Here is a 23,722-nt window from a genome sequence, read left to right on the forward strand (position 1 = left end):
ATTGAATCCGTTTGAACAATATTCAGGCCGAAACGGGCCGAGGAGTTCGTATGAAAAAGATTCTGGTGCTCTACTATTCCATGTACGGCCATATCGAAACGCTGGCGCAGGCGGTGGTCGAGGGCGCGAAGTCCGTCGAGGGCGTGGAGGTCGCGCTCAAGCACGTGCCGGAAACCATGAGCCGCGAAGCGCTCGATGCCATCGGTGCCAAGGGCGCGCTGGCGGGCGAGGAGGCTGCGCCTGATGAGCTGGCCGATTACGACGCCATCGTGTTCGGCACACCGACCCGCTTCGGCAACATGGCCGGCCAGATGCGCACCTTCCTCGATCAGACCGGCGGTCTCTGGGCCAACGGCAAGCTGGTCAACAAGATCGGCAGCGTATTCACTTCGAGCGCCACCGGCGCCGGCAACGAGACGACGATCACGTCGTTCTGGAACACGCTGGCGCATCACGGCATGCTGATCGCGCCCCTTGATTACGCGGGCGCCCAGGAACTGTTCGATATTTCCGAGCTGCGCGGCGGCTCGCCCTACGGCGCATCGACCTATGCCGGCGGCGACGGCTCGCGTCAGCCCTCCGGCAATGAATTGTCCATCGCCCGCTATCAGGGCGAAAAGGTCGCCCGGCTGGCCACGCAATTCTCGGGCTGACCGACACGCTCGGCCCTATGCGAAGATGATCACGTCAGCGGCTGGCCGACGGGCCGGCCGCGCCGAGCCGCAACCGGAGAGTGGGCATGAAAAAGACCGCTGACGTCGATCATCCGATCAGGAATCTGCTGGCCGTGCGCTGGAGCCCTTATGTGTTCAGCGAACAACCCGTGCCGGCGGCGCACCTGCGTTCGTTGTTCGAGGCCGCGCGCTGGGCGCCCTCAAGTTACAACGAACAGCCGTGGCGGTTCATCGTCGGCCGGCGCGAGCAGGGCGATGCGCACGACCGCATCCTGCAGTGTCTGGCGGAGCCGAATCGGAAATGGGCGTACCGGGCGCCGGTGCTCGTGCTCGGCACGGTCGTTCGGGAATTCGTGGGTAACGGCAATCCGAACAAGGCTGCCGAGCACGATCTCGGTCTGGCGGTCGGTAGTCTGCTGGTCGAGGCCACGGCGCGTGGCCTGCACGTCCACCAGATGATCGGACTGGACCCGGAAGCCGCGCGCAGTGCGTTCTCGATTCCGATGAACGCCGAGGCCCTGACTGCGATAGCGATCGGCTACGCCGACAAGACGGGCGGGGACGACGCCGCGCTGGCCGAACGCGATGCCACGCCGCGCGAGCGGCGCCCGATCTCGGCATTCGTCTTTGGCGATCGGTTCGGCGAAAGCGCCGGGCTTTAAGAGTTTGTCCCGGTAGCCCGCCTTGTTCTGCTGAAACAGGCGCCAATAACCGGCCGCCGTTTTACCTGGCCCCTTGGATCGGCGGTGCGCCTTGTTGGCCCCAGGCGATTGGGGCTGCAACCCGGTGTCGCCTGACACGGCGGCCGGCGACACGAAAAGAGGCCGACGGTTTCCCGGCGGCCTCCTTGTGATGCACTTTGTTGGACGAGAATCAGTCGTCGTTCTGATCAACGATGTTGATCGCGTGCGGCTTGGCCGCGGCGCCGCCGGCCACGCGGATTTCGAGCAGTCCGTTGCGCACGGTAGCGTTGATGTCGGACTCGTCCACCCCGTTGGGCAGGATCATCGCGCGCCGGAACTCGCCGTAGACGCGCTCGCGGGTGTAGTAGAGCACCTCGTCGTCGTTGAGTTCGCTATCACGCTGGCCCGAGATGGTCAGCACGTTGCTGGCGACGGTCACCGAGACATCCTCGCTCTTCACGCCGGCTACTTCGCAGCGCACGATCAGGTCGTTGCCGATGGCGAAGATGTCGGCCGGCGGCACGTAGGCGCCCGCATGGGTGCGACCGCTGCCGCTGACCTTGCCGCGCGTCATCCATTGTTCCTGTGCGCGGTTCATCTCGCTCATGACGTCGAGGAAGCCACGGAACGGGTTGTGACGGGATTTGGGGGGGTGGGGATTGTCAGCCATGGAAACCTCCGGAATGGGTTCGGGCGCCGGGCCCAGTCATCATCGGGCCCGGCCGCTTGAAGGTGCAACCGCGGCGCGATCAGGCGCGCTTCGGGTTGATGGCACGCGTCGGTATCGTCTCTTCGTTGAGTGCCTTGTACAACGCGAAACACATGATCACGAGAACCAGACAGAACGGCAGCCCCGAGGTTACCGCCGCCATCTGCAAGGCCGACAGAGGATTGCCGCCGCCAACCGTTCCGGCGATCAGCAGCACGGCTGCGACCGCGCCTTCCATGATTGCCCAGAACAGGCGCTGCTGCCAGATCGGGTTCGGGTCACCGCCGTTGGTCAGGATATCGACCACGAGCGAGCCCGAATCCGACGAGGTCGCGAAGAACAGCGTGACCACGACGATGGCCAGCGCCGAGGCGATGATCGCGATCCAGGCCGGAATCGGCAATTGGTTCATCAGCACGAAAATGGCGTTGGCGGAGTTGGCATGCATGAGAGCCGAGTCGCCGCCGTGCATGACGTAGTACAGCGCGCTGCGTCCGAAGATGACGAACCAGACCAGCGATGCACCGGTGGGGATCAACAGCGTGCCCAGAATGAACTGACGAATGGTGTAGCCGTAGGAAATACGGGCGATGAACATGCCCACGAACGGCGACCAGGAAATCCACCAGCCCCAGTAGAACAGCGTCCAGGCATCCTGGAAGTTCTGGCCCTTCTTGTCGGTGAAGATATTAAGGCTGGTCTGTACCAGGTGCTGGAGATAGAAGCCGGTGTCGGTGGCGAGATAGCTCAGCAGGTACACCGTCGGCCCCACCGCGAATACGAACACCGCCAGCCCAATCGCCAGCCACATGTTGATGACCGACAGCCGCCGGATACCGGCGTCCACGCCGAGCATGACGCTGGTGATGGCCACGATTTCGACCGCCAGGATGACCAGCAACTCGGTGGTCAGGCCGTCGGCGAAGCCGAATAGCTGGCCGAGGCCGGCCGAGATCTGGCTTGCGCCGAGGCCAATCGAGGTTGCCAGCCCGAACAGGGTGCCGAAAACGGCGAGGATGTCGATCAAATGGCCGATGGGGCCGTAGATGCGATCACCGATGAACGGATAGAACGCCGAAGCCGGCTTGAGCGGCAGGTCGCGGCGGTAGGCGAAATAGCCGAGCGACAGGCCAAGCACGATATAGATCGCCCATGGGTGCAGGCCCCAGTGGAAGAAGGTGTAGTTCATCGCCGATTCGGCGGCCGCGGGTGTTTTGCCGTCGACCACGGGCGGATTCTTGTAGTGCAGCAGCGGCTCGGACACGCCGTAGTAGACCAGCCCGATACCCATGCCGGCGGTGAACATCATCGAGATCCACGACCAGGTATCGAAGTCGGGTGTGGAGTCGTCGGCGCCCAGGCGAAGGTTGCCAAAGCGGCTGACCGCGATGAACACCACGAACACCAGGAACAGCGTGGTGCTGAGAATATAGAACCAGCCGAAGTAGGTGACGATGAAGTTCTGGATCGCGTTGGCGACGCCGGAAAACCCCTGGGGGAAAACGCTGGCCAGCGTCACCAGCACGAGCAGCAATCCGCCGGATATGAGGAATACCGGCGGATTGGTATGGGTTTTCAGGTAGGTTTTGATCTGGGACATGAACGGTATGCTCCCTGTTGGGTTCGTCTGCCGACGGCCAGCGCGCGGGTCATGGTGCGGCGCGCGGACGGCCGGGGACGTCGAAAAGCACGCGGGGGATTGTGGCTTGTGAACCGGGCGCGACGCGGGCTCGCGCTGCCATGACCGGGCCGGGTCGTGGCGCCCCCTTCGATGACCTGACGGCGATTTCAGCCCGCATTCAGACTACGCCATGCCGATGCCCCCGGCCAGTCACCGCGTGGACAGGCATGTTAAAACGATGCGCGCAACATAATTGCGCGTGCTGCATGACAGATACTATACAGACTAAGGCAGGAATCAACCCGCCGGTCTTTTTTCCGTCCGTGGTGGTGGTCGGCCTGCTGGTGATCTTCGCCGCGGCTGTGCCCGAAACGGCCAACCGGTTCTTCGGTGCGGTCCAGAGCTGGCTGATCGGCAAGTTCGGCTGGCTGTACCTGGCCTCGGTCGGCGTCTATCTGGTGTTCTGCATCGTGCTGGCGCTGTCACGCTACGGTTCCTTCAAGCTCGGGCCGGACCACAGCGAGCCGGATTTCTCGTATCTGTCGTGGTTCGCCATGCTGTTCTCGGCCGGCATGGGTATCGGGCTGATGTTCTATGGGGTGGCCGAGCCGGTGTTGCACTACGCCAATCCGCCGACCGGACCGGCCCATACGCCGGCCGCGGCCAAGGAGGCGATGCGCATCACCTTCTTCCACTGGGGGGTGCATGCCTGGGCGATCTATGCCGTGGTGGGCCTGGCGCTGGCTTATTTCGGTTTCCGGCGCGACTTGCCGCTGCGCATCAGTTCGGCGCTGTATCCGTTCATCGGCAAGCGCATCGCCGGTCCGATCGGCAACACGGTCGATGTGCTCGCCGTGTTCGGTACGTTGTTCGGCGTGGCGACCTCGCTGGGGCTCGGCGCGCAGCAGGTGGCCTCGGGCCTGAATTTCCTGTTCAGCGTGCCCGATTCGATGTTCACGCAGATCGTGCTGATCTGCATCATCACGGCCATGGCCACGACATCTGTCGTGTTCGGGCTGGATGCCGGCATCCGCCGCGTGTCCGAACTCAACCTGTGGCTGGCGGCGGCGTTGTTGCTGTTCGTGATCGTGCTGGGGCCGACGCTGTATATCTTCCAGTCGTTCACCCAGAACGTCGGTAACTATGTGTCCTCGCTGGTCGACATGACGTTCAATTCGTACGTGTATACCGGTGGCAAGGACACCCGGAGCTTCATGAGCGGCTGGACGCTGTTCTACTGGTCGTGGTGGATCTCCTGGTCGCCGTTCGTGGGCATGTTCGTGGCGCGTGTGTCGCGTGGGCGGACCATCCGCGAATTCGTCGGCGGCGTGCTGCTGGTGCCGGTGGGCGCCACCTTCCTGTGGATGAGCGCCTTCGGGGATGGCGCCCTGCACATGGTCATGGCCCAGGGCGCGACCGACCTCATGAGTGCGGCCAATGCCAATGTCTCCACCGCGCTGTTTGTCTTTCTTCAGCACTTCCCGCTGACCATGGTGACGTCGGTGCTGGGCACGATCCTGGTGGTAACGTTCTTTGTGACGTCCTCGGACTCGGGCTCGATGGTGATCGACATTCTCACCGCCCGGGACGGCGAGGAGGCGCCGGTCTGGCAGCGCATCTTCTGGGCGGTCTCGGAGGGTCTGGTGGCCATCGTACTGCTGCTGGCCGGCGGTATCGGCGCGTTGCAGGCCGCCTCGCTGGCCTCGGCGCTGCCGTTCACCCTCATCATTCTCATCATGGCGCTGGGGCTGTACAAGTCGCTGAAAGTCGAGGCGGTCAAGCAGGATTCGATGCGCCACATGATGAATACACCCTCCAACGTGGCCTCGGGCGCGGGTGGCAACTGGCAGCGCCGGCTCGAGACGCTGGTGTCTTCGCCGCAGCGCGGTCAGATCGAGACCTTCCTCAAGGACACGGTCAAGCCGGCGATGGACGAGGTGGCCGAGAAGTTCCAAGAGTCGGGCATGAGTGCCGATGTCTCGATCGAGGACGATCGCTGTTACATCGACGTGGACCACGGGGCGGAGATCGACTTCGTCTACGGCGTGCGCGCCCGCCGCTTCGCCGCGCCGTCGTTCGCCATGGGCGCGCTGCGTGCGCGCCGGGACGATACCCGCGATCGCAGCCATTATCGCGCGGAGGTCTATCTGCGCGAGGGGGGACAGCAATACAGCGTGGTCGGGTACACCCGGGCGCAGCTGATCGGCGACATCCTCGATCAGTACGAAAAGCATCTGCATTTCCTGCATTTGATGCGCGATTAGTCGCATCCGGAACCCGGCGCTCGCGGGCGCCGGTCCTTTCGTCGTCGGTGACGACTCCCCGATCGGTTATCCTTGACCCCGTTTTCGCCAGCCCGGATGTTCATGCGCCCCAATCCGCTCGCCCTGACTGCCGTGCCGCCGATGATCAAATGGCTCCTGATCGCCAACGGCATCGGTTTTCTGCTGCGCATCTACGATCCGCAGTTGATGATCCTGCATTTTGCCTTGTGGCCGCTGGGAAACTTCCCGGTGGCCGCGACCGGCATCAGCGTCGGTTTCAAGCCCTGGCAGCTGGTCAGCTACGCCTTTCTGCACGCGAACTTCTTCCATCTGTTCTTCAACATGTTCGGCCTGTGGATGTTCGGCCGCGTGCTGGAGCAGATATGGGGACAGGCGCGATTCCTGCTGTTCTACACCGTATGCGTGATCGGGGCCGGGCTGACGCAGCTGGTGGTGGTGTCATTCATCCAGTCCGGACCGGTCGCGCCGACACTGGGTGCCTCGGGCGGCGTGTTCGGCATTCTGCTGGCCTTCGGCATGATGTTTCCCAACGTGCGCGTCATGCTGCTGATTCCGCCCATCCCGATGCCGGCGAAATATTTCGTGTTGGGGTACGGCGCACTGGAACTGTTTTTCGGCGTCACGGGCACCGAGGCCGGCGTGGCGCATTTCGCGCATCTCGGTGGCATGGCGTTCGGCTTCATTCTGCTGATGATCTGGCGGCGCCAGGGGCGCCTCGGCGGGTGAGGGCATGACGTACCGCTTGCCCGCCGTGACCGTGCCGCCGCACCGCGCGGTTGTGCGCGTTGTCGCGCCATGAACAGCGTCCTGCTTCACCGCATATTCGGGCTGGTGTTCTGCACCGTGGGTGCGATGACGGCCATCAGCGGGTTCATGTTCTGGTTCGACCCGCCGGACGTGCCACTCAACAATGTCTTCCTTGCGGCGATGGTCGGGGTGGGCGCGATTGCCTTCATCGGCGGCCTGGGGATTTTTCGACGCCTGGCGGCGGCGCGCTGGGCCATGATCGTGCTGGCGGCGCTGGTGCTTTGTGTGGACGTGATCGGCATCGGTCACGCCATCTGGATCGCCAATATCGGCGCACTCGTTATCATGCTCACGGCGGTCATGCCGCTGGTGCTGGCCATCTCGGCGCTCTACGAACTCGGCCGTCCGGCGCGCGATACGCACTGAAGGCCGGGCCGCCGACCATAATGGCGAACACAGGGCCCCGGAACGCCGGCGTATCGCCCGGCGCCGACGCTTTTTCGCCCCATGCGGCTTTGCGGTCGTCCACCGTCGCCCGGCGGTTCATCGGTGCGCCCTGCCGGGCGCGCATTTACGCTGCTAGACGCTGACGTTGAGCGTGACCTCGATGTTGCCGCGGGTGGCGTTGGAATAGGGGCAGACCCGATGTGCCTTGGCCACCAGGTCGTCGGCCGTGTGTTGTTCCAGTCCGGGCAGCGAGACATCGAGGGTTACCGCGATACCGAAGGCGTCGCCCGACGGGCCGATACCCACGTGTCCGGTGACCCTGTGGTCCTCGGGCAGCTTGATCTTCTGTTGGCCGGCGACGACCTTCATCGCGCCGATGAAGCACGCTGAATAACCTGCTGCGAACAGTTGCTCCGGATTGGTGCCGTCGCCGCCGGCGCCGCCGAGCTCCTTCGGCGTCGACAGTTTCACGTCCAGCACCGGGTCCGAACTCGCCGCGCGGCCGTCCCGGCCGCCGGTTGCGGTGGCTTCGGCCTCATAAAGAATCTTGTCGACTGCCATGGGGGGCCTTGGGGCTAAAATGAAGCCGTGAGATTGTCACGACGTTATGTTGCGCGCAACTAGAAGTGACCCATGAACATCCGGCGCGCCCTGTGGTCTTAAGCTAGAATCAACCGCGCGCCGCACCGAAATCCGCAGCCGGCACCACGATATGAGCATCATGAAGACGCGTTTCCTCTGGCTGACCGCTCTGGTCGCTCTGCTTGCCGGCTGTGCTTCCGGGCCGGTCTATCGGCCCGCGCCCGCGCCCGGCGATTTCGGTTACCGTGATACCAAGCTCACGGCCCAGCATTATCGCGTCAGCTTTGCCGGTGATGACGGCACGGCCCGTGAAACAGTCGAGAACTTTGCCCTGTTCCGGGCCGCCGACCTGGCATTATCGCACGGCGATGACCATTTCCGCGTGGTATCGCAACAGACATCGCCGATTACCGAGAACAATGATTTTGGCCCCACCGCCGCGGTGGGCTATGGCTGGGGCTATCCGTTCTGGGGCACCGGCATCGGTTACAGCACCGGCAGTGTGAGCCGCACACGCTATGAATGCGTGCTGCAGATCCAGATCGGCCCGAATGTGCCCGATCAGGGGCCCGACGTCTACGACGCGCGACAGGTCAAGCAGAACCTCGCGCCCGAAGTGGCGGCCCGGCGGCGATAAGCGATCGCTGTATCGTCGTCCGGACGGGCCGCGCCGGACCGGCCGGTTGCCGTGCCTTGCGGCCATAAGGCTATCGTCTGATGCATGCCCCGCGGGGGATTCCGTATGCTGGCCTAAACATACCGACATGAATGGATCCGATGACTGACAGCAAGATCGAATCGGTTCTGCGCGAAGATCGCGTGTTCGAACCGCCCCGTGCGTTCGTCGATCAGGCGACGCTCAAGCCAGCTGATGTCGAGGCGCTGTATCGCGCAGCCGAGGAGGACCACGAGGGCTTCTGGGCCGATCAGGCGCGCCGGCAGATCGACTGGCACAAGCCGTTCAGCCAGACCCTGGATGCCAGCAATGCGCCGTTTTTCAAGTGGTTCGCCGACGGCGAGCTCAATGTGTCCTACAACTGTCTCGACCGGCATCTGGAAAGCCGCGGCGACAAGACCGCGATCATTTTCGAATCCGACGACGGCGAGGTCGAGCACATCAGCTATCGCGAGCTGCATGCGCGGGTCTGCCGTTTCGCCAACGCGCTCAAGGCCAATGGTCTGGGCAAGGGCGACCGGGCGGTCATTTATCTGCCCAACGTGCCGCAGGCGGCGATCGCCATGCTGGCCTGCGCCCGGATCGGCGCGATCCACTCGGTGGTCTTCGGCGGGTTCTCCGCGCCGTCGCTGCGCGACCGCATCGACGACGCCGAGGCCAAGATGCTCATCACCGCCGATGGCAACTATCGTGGCGGCAAGCTGATCCCGCTCAAGGACGTGGCCGACAAGGCACTGTCCCAGGGCGGCGCTTCGATCGAAAAGGTTATCGTGCTCAAACGCTCGGGCACCGAGGTAACCATGACCTCGGGCCGCGACCTGTGGTGGCACGACGCCATTGACGGCCAGTCCGAGACGTGCGAGCCGGAATGGGTGAACGCGGAGCACCCGTTGTTCATTCTCTATACCTCGGGCTCCACCGGTAAACCCAAGGGCATCCAGCACTCCACCGGCGGGTATCTGCTGGGCGCGATCTGTACCTGCCGCTGGGTGTTCGACCTGGGCGACGACGATGTGTTCTGGTGCACCGCCGATGTCGGCTGGATCACCGGACACACCTACATCACCTATGGCCCGACGGCCTGCGGCGCAACCCAGGTCATGTTCGAAGGCGTGCCGACTTACCCGGAAGCCGATCGGTTCTGGAAAATGGTCGACACCCATCAGGTCACCATCTTCTACACCGCGCCGACCGCGATCCGCGCGCTGATGAAGCACGGGGATGAATTCCCGCAGCGTCATGCGCTGGACAGCCTCAAGGTGCTGGGCACGGTCGGCGAGCCGATCAACCCGGAAGCCTGGATGTGGTACCGCAAGATGATCGGCCATGATCGCTGCCCGATCGTCGACACCTGGTGGCAGACCGAGACCGGTGGTCACATGATTACGCCGATCCCGTCCTACACGCCCACCAAGCCGGGCTCGGTGACGCACGCGCTGCCGGGTATCGCGGCCGATATCCTGGATGAAGCCGGCAAGCCGGTGAACGATGCCGGGGCCGGCGGGGTGCTGGTGGTCAAGAAACCCTGGCCGTACATGTTGCGCACCATCTGGGGCGACCCGGAGCGCTACAAGGAGACTTACTTCGGCATGTACGATGCCCATACCTACGTCGCCGGCGATTCCGCACAGCGCGACGAGCAGGGCTATTTCCGTATTCTGGGACGCATGGACGACGTCGTGAATATTTCCGGGCACCGTCTCGGTACGATGGAAGTCGAGTCTGCCCTCGTCGCCCATGGGCAAGTGGCCGAAGCCGCCGTGGTTTCGCGCCCGCATGACGTCAAGGGCGAGGCCATCGTCGCGTTCGTGATCCTCAAGAGCGGCGAGGGAAGCGAGCAGTTGGCATCGGATTTGCGTAACTGGGTGGCAGAGCAATTGGGTGCCATCGCCAAACCGGAAGAGATCCGGTTTGCCGACGGGCTGCCCAAGACGCGTTCCGGCAAGATCATGCGCCGCCTGTTGCGCTCGGTCGCGCGCGGGGACGAGGTTACGCAGGACGTTTCGACGCTCGAGAATCCGCAGATTCTCGAGCAGCTACAAGCCCGGGGGGCCTGACCTCCGGGGTCGGGTTAGGGGGCGGCCGGGCCGGCCGAGGCGCGTAGCGCCCGCCGGTGCCGGCCTTTTTTTTGCTAGCCTGATGCTGCAGTGCACCATCATGATGCCGGCCTCCGGCGTTCAAGGAATCCAAACATGGCTAACGATGTGGTCATCGCCGCCGCGCAGCGTACGGCGATCGGCCGGTTGTCCGGTACATTGGCAGAGTTGCCGGCAAGCCGGCTCGGGGCCGCACTTATCCGCGATACGCTGTCCCGCCACGCGATCGATCCCGATGTAATCGATGAGGTCGTGCTCGGTCAAGTGTTGACCGCCGGTTGCGGTCAGAATCCGGCGCGCCAGGCGGCGCGCCACGCCGGCCTGCCCGACCGTGTTCCGGCGGCGACACTCAACCGCGTTTGCGGCAGCGGGCTGTCGGCCGTCATCGAAGCAGCCCGAATGATCGCGCTCGGTGACGCCCGTGTGGTGATCGCCGGCGGGCAGGAGTCGATGAGTCAGGCACCGCATCTGCTGCCGGGCTCGCGTCGCGGGCGCCGGCTGGGCGAGTGGCCGATGCAGGACAGCATGATCCATGACGGACTGTGGGATGCGTTCTACGACTACCACATGGGCCGCACGGCGGAGAATGTGGCCAACAAGTATCGGATCGCGCGCGCCGAGCAGGACGAGTTCGCCGCGGCCTCGCAACAACGCGCGGAACAGGCGGCCAAGCACGGCCGGTTCGAGGACGAGATCCTGCCGGTCGCGGTGGCGCAGAAGGGGGGCGATCCGATCGCCTTCGCTCGCGACGAGGGCCCGCGGCCGGGCGTGACCGCCGAAAGCCTGGCCGGCCTCAAGCCGGCGTTCCAGCGCGACGGTACAGTCACGGCCGGCAATGCGTCGGGCTTGAACGACGGCGCTGCGCTGGTGGTGGTCACCACGGCGGCACGTTGTCGCCAACTCGGTCTGACGCCCTTGGCGCGGATCGCCGGCTATGCCACGGCGGGCGTGGACCCCGCCTTGATGGGGATCGGCCCGGTGGCGGCCAGCCAGGCCTGTCTGCAACGCGCGGGTTGGTCGGTGCGCGATCTCGATCTGATCGAAGCCAACGAAGCGTTCGCGGCCCAGGCCATCGCCGTGAACCGGCAGATGCAATGGCCGCTCGATCGGGTCAACGTCAATGGCGGCGCAATTGCGCTCGGGCACCCGGTTGGTGCATCCGGATGCCGCATTCTGGTGACCCTGGTGCACGAAATGGGCAAACGCGAAGCGCGGCGTGGCCTCGCGACTCTTTGTGTGGGGGGCGGGCAGGGTGTTGCGCTGGCTATCGAGCGCCCGTGAACGCAAGCGCGGTGTTGGCGTAGACAAAGCCAATCATGGGTCTGGCGAAATCCCGGCCGCCATGCCGGCCGGCGCACCGATGTTGGCACCGAGCTTGCAACAGTTGTACTGCGCGGGTGATCTTGCGTCGTGTTGTTCTCCTCCAATGCGTGCGCGCTTGTCTTTCCCACGATCGCCCGCGTAATCGCGGCTTCCGGCCGGCGCACATGCGCCGGCCGGTATTTTTTTGGCGAGCGTATATTCCCGGGCCGATGGGCCGGGATGCCGGCGACGTGCAAGTCCGGGGTGGCCTGAATGCATTGTGCAACGGATAATGGCGGGCATGTCGCGCCTGGCCTGGTTGTTCGCGCCCAGCGGAGAAAACATATCCTTCGCTATACGCTGCTGCGTCTCGGTGGCGCTGTCGCTGTGGCTGGCGTTCTATCTCGAACTGGATAACGCCTACTGGGCGTTCATCAATGTCGCGATCCTCATTCAGCCCTTGCCGGGCTTTCTGGTCGTGCGCGGCTTTGCGCGTCTGGCCGGTACCTTCGTGGCCGCCTGTGTCGCGATCCTGCTGATCGCGCTGTTCGCCCAGAGTTACACGCTGTTCTCGGTCGCGCTGGTCGCCTGGGTGTCGGCGATGGTGTTCTGTGCCAGCCTGTTCCGCAATAACCTGTCCTACGGCTTCGTGCTGGCGGGCTATGTGGCGGTGATCATCGGCGTACGTGCGATGTCGGATCCGACCACGGTGTTTTCGGTGGCGGTGGCGCGTTCGTCCGAAACCGCGTTGGCGGCGGTGGTGGCGGCGTTCGTGAGCGTGGTGCTGGCCCCGAGCGTAACCGCGCGGAAGTATTTCGAGGCCCGTGTGGATGCGCTCAAGGCGATCGGGCGACAGTTCCGCGAGCTCGATCGTCCCCCGGACGAAGTCGATGGCGACAGCAACCCGAATACGCCGCACCCGCAGTTGCATGCGTTGGTGGAAAAGACGCTCAAGCTCGAGCAAACGCGCCAGTACGCGCGTTTCGACGCGCCCGGCTTCGGTGAATACAACCGGCTGGCACGACGTCTGGATTATGAGTTGCTGTCGATTGTCAGCGCCATGGCCTCGCTGCAGGTATATCTCGCCAAGCTCGGATCCGCGGTTGACCGGCGTCCCCTCGCGGCGCTCGATCGAGCTGCGGCATTACTGGAGGCCGATCCAGGCGACACGCGCGCCATCAAGCGTGCCTTCGGCAAGGCGTACAACGATGTACTCGCCGATGCCCGCCTCAACGGCGACGGGGGACACCGGGAGCGCTCGTTGGTCGACTGGGTGGTACTCAGTCGCGCGCTCGATATGGCCAACCGCATGCGTGCCGCGGTGATCAAGCACGGCATGCTGATTGCCGAACGCGGTGCCGGCGCGCGCAACGCATCCCGTCGCAGCGAGTTCTCGACCGCCAACCCGATCGGGGAATCGGTCAAGGTCACGATCCGGGCGATCGCGGCCATGGGCTCGGGCGCGGCGATCTGGGCGACGCACGACGAGCCGGCACTGGCCGGGACCATGGTGCTGCTGTCGGTGCTGACGACGCTGTTCGCGCTGATGGACGATCCGGCCGGCGGCGCGCGTGGTTTCGGCATCGGCGGGCTTGTTGCCGGGGGGGCCGCTTTTTTCGTGAATTTCGTGTTCCTGCCGCCAGCGAACAGCTTCGCCATGCTGATGCTGGTGTTGATGCCCTGTGTATTCGTCGCAGGGCTGGCAATGGTCAATCCGCCCACCGCGCTGATCGGCCGGGTGGCCCTGGTGCAGTTTGCACTATTCGTGCATCCCGCCAACGACGGCAGCCGCCAGACATTCGTCGGTTTCCTGGAGACGTTTCTGGGCGCCGAGCTGGCGGTCATTCTGGCGCTCGTGGCGTTCGCGCTGGTGCTGCCGGTCGATCCGAGGCAGCTGTTGCGTGCGCGACTGGCGGGCATATTCGGTGAACTGGCGGCCGGGTTCGCCGAGTCCCGTGAACGCTTCGAGACCCGGGTCTATGATCGGCTGGTCAAACTGCCAACGGCGGCGGATCAGGGCGAATTTCATGTCTCTGCCCGCCAGGCGGCCTTCGCCGCGGTCAACATGGGTGTCGAGGCCCGCTCGCTGCGGGTACTGGCCGATCGCGCCGGTTTCAGTGGCCATACCCGGGCCGCCATCCATGATGCACTCGTGGGGCTCGAATCGTTGTTCAAGCGGGGTTACCCGCGCGTCGAACGAGTGTTCGAAATGCAGGGCGAGGCCAATCGACTGGCCCGGCGGCTGCTCGATGAGGCGCTGACCTTCTCGCCGCGCAAGCGTATGCGCTACGGCGTTCGGGCCTCGGTCTCGGCCGAGCTGATGGCTGCCGCACTGGCCGATTACGGGCAGGCGCGCGAGAATACCGAGGGGCGGCGTATTCGCCTCGGGGAGGCCGATCGTGTTACCTGAAACGATAACCATCGGCGGCATCTACCTGCCCGTCTTCCTGGGGTTTCTGGCCGTAACCGGTGTGGTGTATTTCATCCTGCGCTGGTTCGCCCAGCGCCTGCATCTCTATCGTCTGTTCTGGCATCCCGCGCTGGCCGGTGCGGCCGTGTTCGTGATCCTGTTGTCCTGCCTCCTGCTCTGGTTCGGCCCCTGAGCGTGGTCGTGCGTATGATTTCGTGAAGTCCTGGTGAGTTGATGGCCAATCCCAAGAATATTCTGAAAACAACGGCGCGGGTGGCTGCCACGCTCGTGGTCGTGGCAATCGCAGGTGTGCTGGGCTGGTTCGCCTGGCAGCACTACGTCTATGCGCCCTGGACCCGTGATGCGCGGGTACAGGCTGACGTCATCAATATCGCACCCGAGGTGTCCGGCACGGTGACCGATGTCGCGGTGGCCGACAACAGCTATGTCCGCAAGGGACAATTGCTGTTCAAGATTCAGCCGATACGGTTCAAGCACGCAGTGGCCGAAGCCCGGGCCTCGCTGGCCCAGGCGCGGGCCCAGGAACATTATGCGCAGCGCAAGGCCCGTCGGCTCGAAAAACTGCCGCCGGGCGGCGTGTCGACGCAGAATCTGCAGCAGGCGCAGTCGAATGCCGAATCCGCCCGCGCTTCGGTTGCCCAGGCCAAGGCCAAACTCGCGCAGGCGAAACAGAATCTGCAATGGGCTGCGGTGCGTTCACCGGTCAACGGCTATGTCACGCATCTGCTGCTCGACCAGGGCGACTACGCCTCCCAGGGGTCATCGGCGATGACCCTGGTCGACGCCGAAACCTTCCGTGTCACCGCTTATTTCGAAGAAACCAAGCTGGCGAAGATTGCGGTCGGCGACCCGGCCGATATCACGCTCATGGCCGGCGATACCCATCTCAAGGGGCATGTCGCAAGTATTGGCCGCGGCATTGCGGTCGGCAACAATGCGCCGGGCGAGCGCAATCTGCCCAACGTGAGCCCCACATTTCAATGGGTACGCCTGGCCCAGCGTGTGCCCGTGGCTATCGCCTTCGACCGGCCGCCGCAGAAGCTGCCATTGTCCGTGGGCCTGACCGCGACCGTGCATGTTCACCCCAAGGCCGGCGACACCGGCGGCTATGCGGCCTCCGCGCACAAGGGCAACCTGCGCTGGTCGCCGGCCCGGCGCGGGCAGTTCGGCGACGAAGATCACGCCGGGCGATCATCGTCGTCCGCCGGGGCGAACGGCGCCGGCAACCACTGACGCCGCTCAGCCGGTGTCGACAGGTGCGCGGCCGACGTCCTCGAGCCGATCGACGCGGCGCAGTGCCGGGAACATCCACAGCCAGCCGCCGACCACCGCGAGCGTGCCCAGGCCGCCGAGTACCACGGCCGGTACGGTGCCCAGCAGACCGGCGGTGACCCCGGATTCGAATTCGCCGAGCTCATTCGAGGCCCCGATGAACAGCATGTTCACGGCGTTGACCCGGCCGCGCATGGCATCGGGTGTGGCCAGTTGGATGAGTGACGAGCGCACGAACATGCTGATCATGTCGGCCGCGCCCATGATGACCAGCGCCGCGAACGACAGGGCGAAGTGGGTGGACAAGCCGAACACGATCGTCCCCAGACCGAATACGGCCACAGCGACGAACATGGTCGGTCCTGCGCGGCGGTTCAGCGATACCCGGCTCAGATACAGGCCCATGGCGAACGCCCCCACGGCCACCGCGCTGCGCAGGGCGCCGAGGCCGGCCGGGCCGGTATGCAGAATCGAGTGGGCGTAGACCGGTAGCAGGGCGGTGGCGCCGCCCAGCAGCACGGCAAACAGATCCAGCGAGATGGCGCCGAGAATGATTGGCCGGGAACGCACGTAAACGATGCCCGCGGTAAACCGGGCGAAGGCGCTCTGGGTCGTGGTGTCGGCCTTGGCCGGCAGCGGGCGGCGGATCCGCGCCACCGAAGCGGCGGCAACCCCGAACAGGGTCGCGCATGCCGCATAGGCGACGCTGGGCCCGGCCAGATAGATGGCGCCGCCGATGGCCGGCCCGCCGATGACGGCGATCTGGAAAACGGACGAATTGATCGCGATCGCCTTGGGCAAGTGTGCTTCCCCCACGATTTGCGGCAACAGCGAGGTCAGGCTCGGCCCCGAAAATGACCGGGCGACACCGAACAGCGCCAGCGTTGCGAAAAAGCCGATGGGCGACCGGGTGCCGGACAGCGTGAGTACGAGGAAGATCAGCGAGACCAGCGTCATGATCGCGGCACTGGCGATCAGCAGCAGGCGCCGCGGCAGGCGGTCGGCGGCATCGCCGGCCGGCAGTACGAGCGCGGCCATCGGCAGAAACTGGGCGAGCCCCACCCAGCCCAGCGTCAGCGCACTGTGGGTCATGGCGTAAAGCTGCCAGCCCACCACCACAGACTGGATCTGCACCGCGGTGGCCGCCGTCAGCCGGCTGGTCAGCAGTTTGAGAAAGGCCGGATCGCGCAGAACGCTATCGGCCGCCGGAGTCAACGCGCCACGCATGAGCGCGGGATTGTTGCATAGTCCAGTGGGCTGCGCCTCAGCTGTAGCGGATGGCTTCGATTTCCAGTTCGCGACGCGAGTCCGGCAGTTGCACTTCGACCACGTCGCCGGTGCGCTTGCCGAGCAGGGCCCGTGCGACCGGCGAATGCAGGCTGATTGCGCCGGTGGCGGCATTCGTTTCGTCCGCGCCGACGATGCGATAACAATGCCGCGAGTCGTCGGCATCGACCACATCGACCCAGGCCCCGAAGAAGACCTGGTCCGGGCTGTCGGCTCGCGGCGAAACCGCGGTCAGTTCGTCGACCCGTTTGCCCAGATAGCGCACGCGCCGGTCGATCTCGCGCAGTTCCTTCTTGCGGTAGATGTACTCGGCGTTTTCCGAGCGATCGCCCTCGGCCGCGGCATCCGCCAGCTTGCGCACCACGAACGGGCGTTTCACGCGCCAGAGGTGATCGAGCTCGTCGGCCAGGGCCTGCCAGCCTTCACGGGTGATGTAGTCGCGCTTGGCCATGTCGGGTCCGTCGGTAAAACAGGCGCAGCATAAACCAGGACGCAATACGGGTCAGCGCTGCACCGAGGCCATATCGTCGAGCGCCCACGGGCTGCGAAGCGGATGTAAACGGCCGCTGCGGGCGCTGGCCCGTGTGGGATGGCGTGCTTCAGGCAGCCCCGCCCATCGAGCCGGGCGGCGGCGGCAGATCGTCCGGCACGAAGAAGTCCGGCCAGAGTTCCTGGCTCGGGTCGACCGCATAGACCGAGAAATCGGTCACGCCCGCTTCGGCCAGGATCCGGTCGTCCATACAGAATTGGCCGGTGAATTCACGTGCCGGCCGGGTGAGGATGACGTGCGCCGCGTCGGCCACGATATCCGGTATGCGGCAGTGCTGGCGCAGTTCCTCGCCGCCGATGAGGTCGATGGCGGCGGTGGCGATGCCGGTACGCGGCCACAGGGCGTTGAAGGCAATGCCGTCGTCGCGGAATTCCTCGGCCATGCCCAGCACGCACAGACTCATGTTGTATTTGGCCATCGAATAGGCGACGTGCGGGGCGAACCACTTGGGCTGAAAATCCAGCGGCGGCGAGAGGTTGAGCACATGCGGGTTTTCCGCCTGCCGCAGATAGGGAATACAGGCCTGGCTGACCAGAAACGTGCCGCGGCCGTTGATCTGGTGCATGAGGTCGTAGCGCTTGGCCGGCGTGTCCGTTGTCTGGGTCAGTGAAATGGCGCTGGCGTTGTTCACGCAGATATCGATGCCGCCGAAATGCTCGGCGGTTGCGCGCACAGCCGCCTCGATCGCATTCTCGTCGCGAATATCGCAGACGATGGGCAGGGCATGGCCACCCGCGGATTCGATCTCGGCGGCGGCGGTATGCACGGTGCCGGGCAGCTTGGGATGTGGCTTGTCGGTCTTGGCGGCGATCGCGACGTTGGCGCCGTCGGCCGCGGCGCGCCTGGCGATGGCCAGCCCGATGCCGCGCGAGGCGCCCGTGATGAACAGCGTCTTGCCCGCCAGACTGGGCGCGGCGGGGGGATTCAATTCGGCCATAGTCTCCTCCGAATGGTCGATGGGATTGGTGTCAATTTCCGCGCTCGTGCCGGATGCATTGCATATTCGGCCAGCCACGGCGGCATCCGCTTGGCGCCATGCGCCCGGTGCGCATCAGCCAGCGATAGCGCCGGCCCCAGAGGCTTTGTTCGCCCCGAAAACCCATGGCTCAGTTCAGCCAGACCAGGCCGGCGTTGAGATACAGCGCATAGCTGGCCCAGGCGAGATACACGGCGAACAACAGCCCGGAGAGGCGGTCGGCGCGCCAGAACGCCGCCGTGGTCGCCGCGATCGCCAGCCATAGCACAACGATCACGAGCAGCGCCCAGCCCAGCGCGTGTGCGCCGAAGGCGACGGGCATCCACAGCGCGTTGAGTGCAAGCTGGAGCACGAACAGACCCAGTTCACGGCCGAGTCCGCGGGCGCGCCACACGCGCCAGGCGGCCACGGCCATGGCGATGTACAGCAGTGTCCAGACGATAGGGAAGGCCGCATTCGGCGGCGTGCCCGGCGGCTGATCGAGGGCGATGTACCAGTCGCCGGGCGGCGCCAGCGCGCCGGACAGCGAGGTCAGCGCGACCAGGATGCCGCACACGGCTGCGGCCCGCGTGGGGTTGAAGCGCCGTTCGGCGGGCGATGCGGTCATGGCAAGCTCCTCTGGCGGTCAGCCCGCGGTGTCGATCGTATCCAGCAACAGTCCGGGCATGGCGTCCGAGGTGCCCAGATAGGGCGCGATCTCGATCGTGACGTCCGGATGCGCGGCACGGGTCTGCGCGACGTCGGCCGGAATGTCCTCGGCCACATGGCGCCCGGCCGCCAGGAAATACGGCAGGACCGTGACATGCGTGGCACCGTCCTGGATCAGCTTTTCCAGTCCGTCGGGAATGCTCGGCGGCGCCAGCTCCAGGAAGGCACACTCGATCGCCGCGAAGCGATCACCGGCAGTGGTCCGGACCCGGTCGGTCAGGCTGCGGACCTCATCGTTGGATTCGGCCCGGCGGCTGCCGTGGGCCACCACGAGCAAAGCGTTTGTCATACAGTGATTCCCGGTAATGCGAGTTGTCGAACACTCATTCAGCATCGACCCGTTTCACGACGGCTTGATGCTACCAGACGCGGCCCGGTCTGGCGGTGGGATCGGGCCGCGCCGAACGGGCGGGCAAGCCATCGTTTGGTCGAGTTGATAGAATACCGGCCCGATCGACAAACGCCGCCGATTTCGGCGAGGTTCGACATGTCAATGCCCCAGAACGAACCCGTGACTTTCACGCGCGACTGCGAGGCCGTGCTCATCCCGGCCGGCGACACCGTCGAGATTCCGGTGGGAACGCACGGCAACGTCACCCAGGCGCTGGGTGGCTCGTTCACCGTCTATATCGCCGGCAATCTCATCCGCATCGCGGGCGAGAACGCCGACGCCATCGGCAAGGAAATGCCGGAGCCGCTCAAGTTGCCGGACAACGCCACCGCCGAGGACGTCGAGGCGATGGTCTGGGAACAGATGCAGACCGTGTTCGATCCGGAGATTCCGATCAATCTGGTCGATCTCGGCCTGGTCTATCGCTGTGAATTCGACCACAGCGACCCGGATAATCGCGTGGTCGATATCGACATGACGCTCACCGCACCGGGTTGCGGGATGGGCGACATCCTGGTCGACGACGTGCGCGCCAAGGTGAAGATGGTACCGACCGTGGTCCGGGTGAACGTGGAAATGGTCTTCGATCCGCCCTGGAGCATGGAAATGATGAGCGACGCCGCCAAGCTCCAGGTCGGCATGCTCTAGCCGGCCCGGGCTGCATCCAAACGGGGCTGGGGCGAATGTTCTGTCCGCGGTCTAGAAGTGGACGATCCCTAGCACGCCGATCACGATCAGATACGCAGCCACAATGTAGCTGAGCAGGCGCGGTGCGAGCAGGATCCCCACGCCGGCGACCAGGGAAATGATGGGCGCGAGATGGCCACTGCTGATGGTTATCGTCATAAGATTTGGATGTTGCTAATCGTGGCGAAGGTCGACGTTGGACTCGTGTTCGACCCGCCGTGTGGAACATGGAACTGATGAGCGATGCCGCCAGGCTAAAGGTGGGCATGCTCCAGGAAGACGGCGCCGATCCCGATGATCGGCGCCCATAAATTGGCGATCGACGCCTTACTGATAGACGCGCTTACGCTCCTGCTCAAGCTTTTTGAGGATCGAGTCCAGCTGATCCGGATAGGCCAGGAAGCGCTGGAACTGGCTCATGCCGAACTTGGCCATTTCGGGCTTGTTGTCCCGGTCGTAGAACTGGGCCGTGTGTTGAACCGTCTTCATGATATTGAACTGCTGCTTCAAAATCGCATTCTCTGGCGGCTTCGCGGCCTTCACCACCGGTAGCTGTCCCAGGGCTTCATTGAGCCGGGTCTGGTTGTCTGGTTTGACTAGGAAGGCGAGGAACGTCTTAGCAGCCTTCTTGTGCTCGGCGCGCTCCGGAATCGCCAGCATGTCGATCGGCGCGTCCTCACCCATCGCGACCTTCGGATTTATTTCCGGGAACCGTACGAAGCCAATCTCGGAGCGCTGATTCTGCGGAATGTTCTGCTGGAAGAATGAACCGATCAGGAACATGCCGGCTTTGCCGTTCAACAGAAAACGCATGGCGCCCTGCCAGCGATACGACGTCGGATCGTCGGTATAGTAGCCCTTCTTGATCAGCGTAGCCCAGTGTTCGAAGACATTCTTCACGCGCGGATCCGTATAGGGAATTTCGCCGTGACAGAGTCTCTCGTGGAAAGCGTAGCCGTTGATCCGCATATCCAGATAATCGAACCAGGCGGCGGCCGGCCAGAGTTCCTTGTCACCTAGCGCGAAGGGCTTGACGCCATTCTTTTTAAGCGTTGCGGAGGCCTTTAGCAGTTCGTCCCAGGTCTTGGGCGGTTGAATGCCGTATTTCTGGAAAATATCCTTGCGGTAGTAGATGCCCCACATGTAATAGGTGTACGGCATGCCCCACTGCTTGCCGTTATACGTCAGCTGTTCGGTGACCGCCGGCGAAACCTTGTTCTTGAAATCGATCTGGTTCCAAAGATCGGACATGTCCGCAAACAAGTGGTTCTTGACGAACAGCTGCATGCGCGTGCCTGGATACCAGTAAACGAGATCCGGCGGATTCGCCACCAGCCAGTTGCGGATCGCTGTTTTCTCGGCCTCGTGATCGTACACATTGACCTTGGCCTGGATATTCGGATGGCTCTTGTTGAAATCCGCCACGATCTCGGCAAAGGCCTTTTGTGAGGCCGGATTGCTTAGCCCCGAATTGATGACGAGCGGCGTGGCGGCCTGGGCGGCCGGCAGGGCTGCAGCGCACAGGCCGAGCACCGCAATACATTGACGTAGTTTTTTCATGAGTCTCCTCCTAGTATTCTGTTTCTATTGGTTTGGAGCTGAAAATGGTTGAGCGCTAAAAACCGGTAGTATCGGGGGCCCGCCAGATGGCGAGATCAGCCGGCGCGATCTGGCGCTGACCGACAACGAATTCCGCGTCGGGCGGTGCGGGTGCTGTCAGGGCCCGTGGCCCGAAATTGAAGGCGAAAACATGATTGGCCCGACGACGGATACGAAGGCCATCGGGCAGATGCTGCGGGGCCAGCCCGGCCTCGCGCGCCATATGCGCTAACAATAGCTCGCAGAGTGTTTGATCCGGCCAGCCCGCGAGATAACGCCGTTGACCATACGCGTAGACCACGCCACGCCCGTCGGCCAAGTGTGCCTCGGGCGCAAGATTGCTTTCGACCTGCTCGAGCCAGCGTTCGATATTCCCGTGATAATCCGATCCGGAAACGGCTTCCGACCAACCGGGCCGAAACGATTCGGCGCGCACGACGCGTAGCGGCAGTATGTCCTGAAGCACCCCCGGGGCGAGTGTGTCCGGTGTGTGAAAAGTCCCGGTTCGCGAGCCGCTGCGTGGGCCGATCAGCGTCGGCCCGGCATAGCTTTCGATGGCCTTGCGCGCGGTCTCGCTGACGAAGGGCAGGCTGGGAATTACCACGAGCGCGTAGTTCGACAGATCGGTATCGGTGGCGACGATATCCACGTCGAGCCCAAGCCGGCGCAGGCCGGCGTAGAAGGTGAAGGCGAGTTGCCAGTAATCGAAGTTGGCGCCCTGTGGCTGCGTGTCGAGCATCCAGCAGGCTTGGTAATCGAAGATCAGCGCGACTGGCGCCCGATCATGAGTCAGCTCGCCGATTGTCCCGATTTCGGCTGCTACACGTGCGGCTTCGTCACGCGCCACATCGGCCGTGCCGTCGGGCCGATAGAGGCCGGTATGCCATTGCTCCTGTGCGAAGGGGGCTTGGCGCCAGCGGAAATAAGAGACTGTTTCGGCGCCGTGGGCAAAAGCCTCCCAGCTCCACAGTCGCACCATGCCGGCTAATGGCGCGGGATTGTGGGTGGCCCAGTTCACCGGCCCCGGCTGCTGTTCCATGACCCAGAACCGGCCGTGGCCGACGCTGCGATAGAGGTCGTGATGAAACGCGGCCATATCCGGGTGGCCGGTCCGCATGTAGCGGCGTTTCGTGGCCTCGTCCCAGGGTCCGACGTCGAGAAAGCCGAGCGGATAGCTATCCCAGGAAAAGGCGTCCAGGTCGCGGCCGAGGGCATGATGATCGTAGCCGGTATAGAAGCCCATGCCGTTGTGCAGCACGGTGCGCCCCGGTGAATGAGCGCGCAGGATATCGACCTGCTCCCGATTGAAAGCCACGACCTGGTCGGAGGAGAAGCGCCGAAAATCTACGCACTGCGCGGGATTGGGCTCAGTGACGGCAGCAATCGGCGGATCGATATCGTCAAACGAGTCGTAGACTTGGCTCCAGAAAATCGTGCCCCAGGCCGCATTGAGCGTATCGATCGTGCCGTAGCGGTCGGCGAGCCACTCGCGAAATGCCTGGGCTGCAGCTTGCGAATAGCTAACCACGGTATCGTGGCAGCCATATTCGTTATCCGTCTGCCAGGCGATGACCGCCGGATGCGCGCCGTAGCGCTGGGCTACGGCAGCGCTGATGCGCCGGCTCTCGGCGCGATAGGCCGGGCTGGAAAAGCAGTAGTGTCGACGCGAGCCAAATCCGCGGGTATGCCCGTCGGCGCCGACCGCCAGGATGTCTGGATGACGGCGGATCAACCAGCGCGGTGGGGTGGCGGTCGGCGTGCACATGATGAGGTCCAGGCCGGCGTCGGCCAAAGTCTCGACCGCGCGATCCAGCCAGCCCCAGTCAAATTGGCCGGGTGCCGGTTCGATTAGAGACCAGGCGAATTCGGCGATGCGCACGCGGCTTATGCCGACGGCCCGCATCTCACGGGCATCTACTGCCCACTGAGTTTCCGGCCAGTGTTCCGGGTAGTAGCAAACGCCTAGCGTCATCCGGCGTTCGGCGGCGTCGGTTGTCAT

23 protein-coding genes are annotated in these 23,722 nt (G+C 64.2%); 12 read left to right on the forward strand and 11 right to left on the reverse strand.

The genetic code is table 11. The features are described 5' to 3' along the window. Positions 1-50 precede the first annotated feature (50 nt). A complete protein-coding gene (wrbA, locus tag ACS8Y6_RS00960; RefSeq protein WP_440848647.1) occupies positions 51-653 on the forward strand; it encodes an NAD(P)H:quinone oxidoreductase in 603 nt (200 codons plus the stop codon). Between the two features lie 86 nt (positions 654-739). Then, positions 740-1,336 (forward strand): nitroreductase family protein, encoded by a 597-nt coding sequence (locus tag ACS8Y6_RS00965; protein ID WP_440848646.1) that lies wholly within the window; start codon positions 740-742, stop codon positions 1,334-1,336. Positions 1,337-1,547: 211 nt separating this feature from the next. Here the strand turns inward: ACS8Y6_RS00965 and ACS8Y6_RS00970 are convergent, their stop codons facing one another. Both ACS8Y6_RS00970 and ACS8Y6_RS00975 read right to left on the reverse strand, forming a co-directional pair. Beyond that, positions 1,548-2,027 (reverse strand): Hsp20/alpha crystallin family protein, encoded by a 480-nt coding sequence (locus ACS8Y6_RS00970; RefSeq protein ID WP_440848645.1) that lies wholly within the window; start codon positions 2,025-2,027, stop codon positions 1,548-1,550. A 79-nt stretch (positions 2,028-2,106) separates the two neighbouring features. Further along, positions 2,107-3,666, reverse strand: coding sequence for a BCCT family transporter (locus tag ACS8Y6_RS00975; RefSeq protein ID WP_440848644.1), 1,560 nt, complete (start codon positions 3,664-3,666; stop codon positions 2,107-2,109). Positions 3,667-3,953: 287 nt separating this feature from the next. Here ACS8Y6_RS00975 and ACS8Y6_RS00980 point away from each other — a divergent pair, with 287 nt between their 5' ends. From ACS8Y6_RS00980 to ACS8Y6_RS00990, 3 genes are all read left to right on the forward strand, one after another. Next, positions 3,954-5,951, forward strand: coding sequence for a BCCT family transporter (locus ACS8Y6_RS00980; protein ID WP_440848643.1), 1,998 nt, complete (start codon positions 3,954-3,956; stop codon positions 5,949-5,951). 102 nt (positions 5,952-6,053) lie between these two features. Further along, positions 6,054-6,698 carry a rhomboid family intramembrane serine protease gene (locus ACS8Y6_RS00985; RefSeq protein WP_440848642.1) on the forward strand — a complete coding sequence of 215 codons (645 nt, stop codon included), beginning with the start codon at positions 6,054-6,056 and terminating at the stop codon, positions 6,696-6,698. A 69-nt stretch (positions 6,699-6,767) separates the two neighbouring features. Beyond that, entirely contained in the window at positions 6,768-7,145 is a 378-nt protein-coding gene (locus ACS8Y6_RS00990; protein WP_440848641.1) for a hypothetical protein, read from the forward strand. Positions 7,146-7,298: 153 nt separating this feature from the next. Here the strand turns inward: ACS8Y6_RS00990 and ACS8Y6_RS00995 are convergent, their stop codons facing one another. After that, a complete protein-coding gene (locus ACS8Y6_RS00995) occupies positions 7,299-7,727 on the reverse strand; it encodes an organic hydroperoxide resistance protein (RefSeq protein WP_440848640.1) in 429 nt (142 codons plus the stop codon). Between the two features lie 160 nt (positions 7,728-7,887). On the opposite strand from ACS8Y6_RS00995, the gene ACS8Y6_RS01000 reads away from it, so the two are divergent. The 6 genes from ACS8Y6_RS01000 to ACS8Y6_RS01025 all read left to right on the forward strand — a co-directional run bounded on the left by ACS8Y6_RS01000 (position 7,888) and on the right by ACS8Y6_RS01025 (position 15,486). After that, positions 7,888-8,385 carry a CC0125/CC1285 family lipoprotein gene (locus tag ACS8Y6_RS01000; protein ID WP_440848639.1) on the forward strand — a complete coding sequence of 166 codons (498 nt, stop codon included), beginning with the start codon at positions 7,888-7,890 and terminating at the stop codon, positions 8,383-8,385. Between the two features lie 140 nt (positions 8,386-8,525). Next, positions 8,526-10,481 (forward strand): acetate--CoA ligase, encoded by a 1,956-nt coding sequence (gene acs / locus ACS8Y6_RS01005; RefSeq protein WP_440848638.1) that lies wholly within the window; start codon positions 8,526-8,528, stop codon positions 10,479-10,481. A 135-nt stretch (positions 10,482-10,616) separates the two neighbouring features. Next, positions 10,617-11,801, forward strand: a complete 1,185-nt coding sequence (locus ACS8Y6_RS01010) for an acetyl-CoA C-acetyltransferase (RefSeq protein WP_440848637.1) — start codon at positions 10,617-10,619, stop codon at positions 11,799-11,801. Between the two features lie 322 nt (positions 11,802-12,123). Then, positions 12,124-14,232, forward strand: a complete 2,109-nt coding sequence (locus tag ACS8Y6_RS01015; RefSeq protein WP_440848636.1) for an FUSC family protein — start codon at positions 12,124-12,126, stop codon at positions 14,230-14,232. Further along, positions 14,222-14,425: a DUF1656 domain-containing protein gene (locus ACS8Y6_RS01020; protein WP_440848635.1), complete on the forward strand. Its 204-nt coding sequence runs from the start codon at positions 14,222-14,224 to the stop codon at positions 14,423-14,425. The genes ACS8Y6_RS01015 and ACS8Y6_RS01020 overlap by 11 nt, the downstream gene beginning before the upstream one ends. A 41-nt stretch (positions 14,426-14,466) precedes the next feature. Continuing rightward, positions 14,467-15,486: an efflux RND transporter periplasmic adaptor subunit gene (locus ACS8Y6_RS01025; RefSeq protein WP_440848634.1), complete on the forward strand. Its 1,020-nt coding sequence runs from the start codon at positions 14,467-14,469 to the stop codon at positions 15,484-15,486. A 6-nt stretch (positions 15,487-15,492) separates the two neighbouring features. Here the strand turns inward: ACS8Y6_RS01025 and ACS8Y6_RS01030 are convergent, their stop codons facing one another. The 5 genes from ACS8Y6_RS01030 to ACS8Y6_RS01050 form a co-directional block, all read right to left on the reverse strand. Further along, positions 15,493-16,752, reverse strand: a complete 1,260-nt coding sequence (locus tag ACS8Y6_RS01030) for an MFS transporter (protein WP_440854824.1) — start codon at positions 16,750-16,752, stop codon at positions 15,493-15,495. 37 nt (positions 16,753-16,789) lie between these two features. Next, the gene (gene greB, locus ACS8Y6_RS01035) at positions 16,790-17,263 is read right to left on the reverse strand and encodes a transcription elongation factor GreB (RefSeq protein WP_440848632.1); all 474 of its coding nucleotides are present in this window, start codon (positions 17,261-17,263) and stop codon (positions 16,790-16,792) included. 148 nt (positions 17,264-17,411) lie between these two features. After that, positions 17,412-18,299 carry an SDR family oxidoreductase gene (locus tag ACS8Y6_RS01040; protein WP_440848631.1) on the reverse strand — a complete coding sequence of 296 codons (888 nt, stop codon included), beginning with the start codon at positions 18,297-18,299 and terminating at the stop codon, positions 17,412-17,414. A 169-nt stretch (positions 18,300-18,468) separates the two neighbouring features. After that, positions 18,469-18,945, reverse strand: coding sequence for a TspO/MBR family protein (locus ACS8Y6_RS01045; RefSeq protein WP_440848630.1), 477 nt, complete (start codon positions 18,943-18,945; stop codon positions 18,469-18,471). An 18-nt stretch (positions 18,946-18,963) separates the two neighbouring features. Beyond that, positions 18,964-19,335 carry a sirohydrochlorin chelatase gene (locus ACS8Y6_RS01050; protein ID WP_440848629.1) on the reverse strand — a complete coding sequence of 124 codons (372 nt, stop codon included), beginning with the start codon at positions 19,333-19,335 and terminating at the stop codon, positions 18,964-18,966. Between the two features lie 198 nt (positions 19,336-19,533). On the opposite strand from ACS8Y6_RS01050, the gene sufT reads away from it, so the two are divergent. After that, the gene (gene sufT, locus ACS8Y6_RS01055; RefSeq protein ID WP_109992714.1) at positions 19,534-20,085 is read left to right on the forward strand and encodes a putative Fe-S cluster assembly protein SufT; all 552 of its coding nucleotides are present in this window, start codon (positions 19,534-19,536) and stop codon (positions 20,083-20,085) included. Positions 20,086-20,136: 51 nt separating this feature from the next. Here the strand turns inward: sufT and ACS8Y6_RS01060 are convergent, their stop codons facing one another. The 3 genes from ACS8Y6_RS01060 to ACS8Y6_RS01070 all read right to left on the reverse strand — a co-directional run bounded on the left by ACS8Y6_RS01060 (position 20,137) and on the right by ACS8Y6_RS01070 (position 23,695). Beyond that, positions 20,137-20,283: a DUF3096 domain-containing protein gene (locus ACS8Y6_RS01060; protein WP_440848628.1), complete on the reverse strand. Its 147-nt coding sequence runs from the start codon at positions 20,281-20,283 to the stop codon at positions 20,137-20,139. A gap of 168 nt (positions 20,284-20,451) precedes the next feature. Further along, positions 20,452-21,684, reverse strand: a complete 1,233-nt coding sequence (locus ACS8Y6_RS01065) for an ABC transporter substrate-binding protein (RefSeq protein WP_440848627.1) — start codon at positions 21,682-21,684, stop codon at positions 20,452-20,454. Between the two features lie 55 nt (positions 21,685-21,739). Further along, positions 21,740-23,695 (reverse strand): beta-galactosidase, encoded by a 1,956-nt coding sequence (locus ACS8Y6_RS01070; protein WP_440854935.1) that lies wholly within the window; start codon positions 23,693-23,695, stop codon positions 21,740-21,742. Between the last annotated feature and the right edge of the window lie 27 nt (positions 23,696-23,722).

The sequence above is a fragment of the Salinisphaera sp. RV14 genome (assembly GCF_052044135.1).
Taxonomy (GTDB): domain Bacteria; phylum Pseudomonadota; class Gammaproteobacteria; order Nevskiales; family Salinisphaeraceae; genus Salinisphaera.

What these genes read in the sequence shown, in the direction of transcription:
- acs (WP_440848638.1), top strand. Translation starts at nt 8,526, where the DNA reads ATGACTGACAGCAAGATCGAATCGGTTCTGCGCGAAGATCGCGTGTTC.
- ACS8Y6_RS00965 (WP_440848646.1), top strand. Translation starts at nt 740, where the DNA reads ATGAAAAAGACCGCTGACGTCGATCATCCGATCAGGAATCTGCTGGCC.
- ACS8Y6_RS00975 (WP_440848644.1), bottom strand. Translation starts at nt 3,666, where the DNA reads ATGTCCCAGATCAAAACCTACCTGAAAACCCATACCAATCCGCCGGTA.
- ACS8Y6_RS00995 (WP_440848640.1), bottom strand. Translation starts at nt 7,727, where the DNA reads ATGGCAGTCGACAAGATTCTTTATGAGGCCGAAGCCACCGCAACCGGC.
- ACS8Y6_RS01065 (WP_440848627.1), bottom strand. Translation starts at nt 21,684, where the DNA reads ATGAAAAAACTACGTCAATGTATTGCGGTGCTCGGCCTGTGCGCTGCA.
- ACS8Y6_RS00990 (WP_440848641.1), top strand. Translation starts at nt 6,768, where the DNA reads ATGAACAGCGTCCTGCTTCACCGCATATTCGGGCTGGTGTTCTGCACC.
- ACS8Y6_RS01030 (WP_440854824.1), bottom strand. Translation starts at nt 16,752, where the DNA reads ATGCGTGGCGCGTTGACTCCGGCGGCCGATAGCGTTCTGCGCGATCCG.
- ACS8Y6_RS01000 (WP_440848639.1), top strand. Translation starts at nt 7,888, where the DNA reads ATGAAGACGCGTTTCCTCTGGCTGACCGCTCTGGTCGCTCTGCTTGCC.
- wrbA (WP_440848647.1), top strand. Translation starts at nt 51, where the DNA reads ATGAAAAAGATTCTGGTGCTCTACTATTCCATGTACGGCCATATCGAA.
- greB (WP_440848632.1), bottom strand. Translation starts at nt 17,263, where the DNA reads ATGGCCAAGCGCGACTACATCACCCGTGAAGGCTGGCAGGCCCTGGCC.
- sufT (WP_109992714.1), top strand. Translation starts at nt 19,534, where the DNA reads ATGTCAATGCCCCAGAACGAACCCGTGACTTTCACGCGCGACTGCGAG.
- ACS8Y6_RS01040 (WP_440848631.1), bottom strand. Translation starts at nt 18,299, where the DNA reads ATGGCCGAATTGAATCCCCCCGCCGCGCCCAGTCTGGCGGGCAAGACG.
- ACS8Y6_RS00970 (WP_440848645.1), bottom strand. Translation starts at nt 2,027, where the DNA reads ATGGCTGACAATCCCCACCCCCCCAAATCCCGTCACAACCCGTTCCGT.
- ACS8Y6_RS01025 (WP_440848634.1), top strand. Translation starts at nt 14,467, where the DNA reads ATGGCCAATCCCAAGAATATTCTGAAAACAACGGCGCGGGTGGCTGCC.
- ACS8Y6_RS00985 (WP_440848642.1), top strand. Translation starts at nt 6,054, where the DNA reads ATGCGCCCCAATCCGCTCGCCCTGACTGCCGTGCCGCCGATGATCAAA.
- ACS8Y6_RS01070 (WP_440854935.1), bottom strand. Translation starts at nt 23,695, where the DNA reads ATGACGCTAGGCGTTTGCTACTACCCGGAACACTGGCCGGAAACTCAG.
- ACS8Y6_RS01045 (WP_440848630.1), bottom strand. Translation starts at nt 18,945, where the DNA reads ATGACCGCATCGCCCGCCGAACGGCGCTTCAACCCCACGCGGGCCGCA.
- ACS8Y6_RS00980 (WP_440848643.1), top strand. Translation starts at nt 3,954, where the DNA reads ATGACAGATACTATACAGACTAAGGCAGGAATCAACCCGCCGGTCTTT.
- ACS8Y6_RS01010 (WP_440848637.1), top strand. Translation starts at nt 10,617, where the DNA reads ATGGCTAACGATGTGGTCATCGCCGCCGCGCAGCGTACGGCGATCGGC.
- ACS8Y6_RS01050 (WP_440848629.1), bottom strand. Translation starts at nt 19,335, where the DNA reads ATGACAAACGCTTTGCTCGTGGTGGCCCACGGCAGCCGCCGGGCCGAA.
- ACS8Y6_RS01060 (WP_440848628.1), bottom strand. Translation starts at nt 20,283, where the DNA reads ATGACGATAACCATCAGCAGTGGCCATCTCGCGCCCATCATTTCCCTG.
- ACS8Y6_RS01015 (WP_440848636.1), top strand. Translation starts at nt 12,124, where the DNA reads ATGTCGCGCCTGGCCTGGTTGTTCGCGCCCAGCGGAGAAAACATATCC.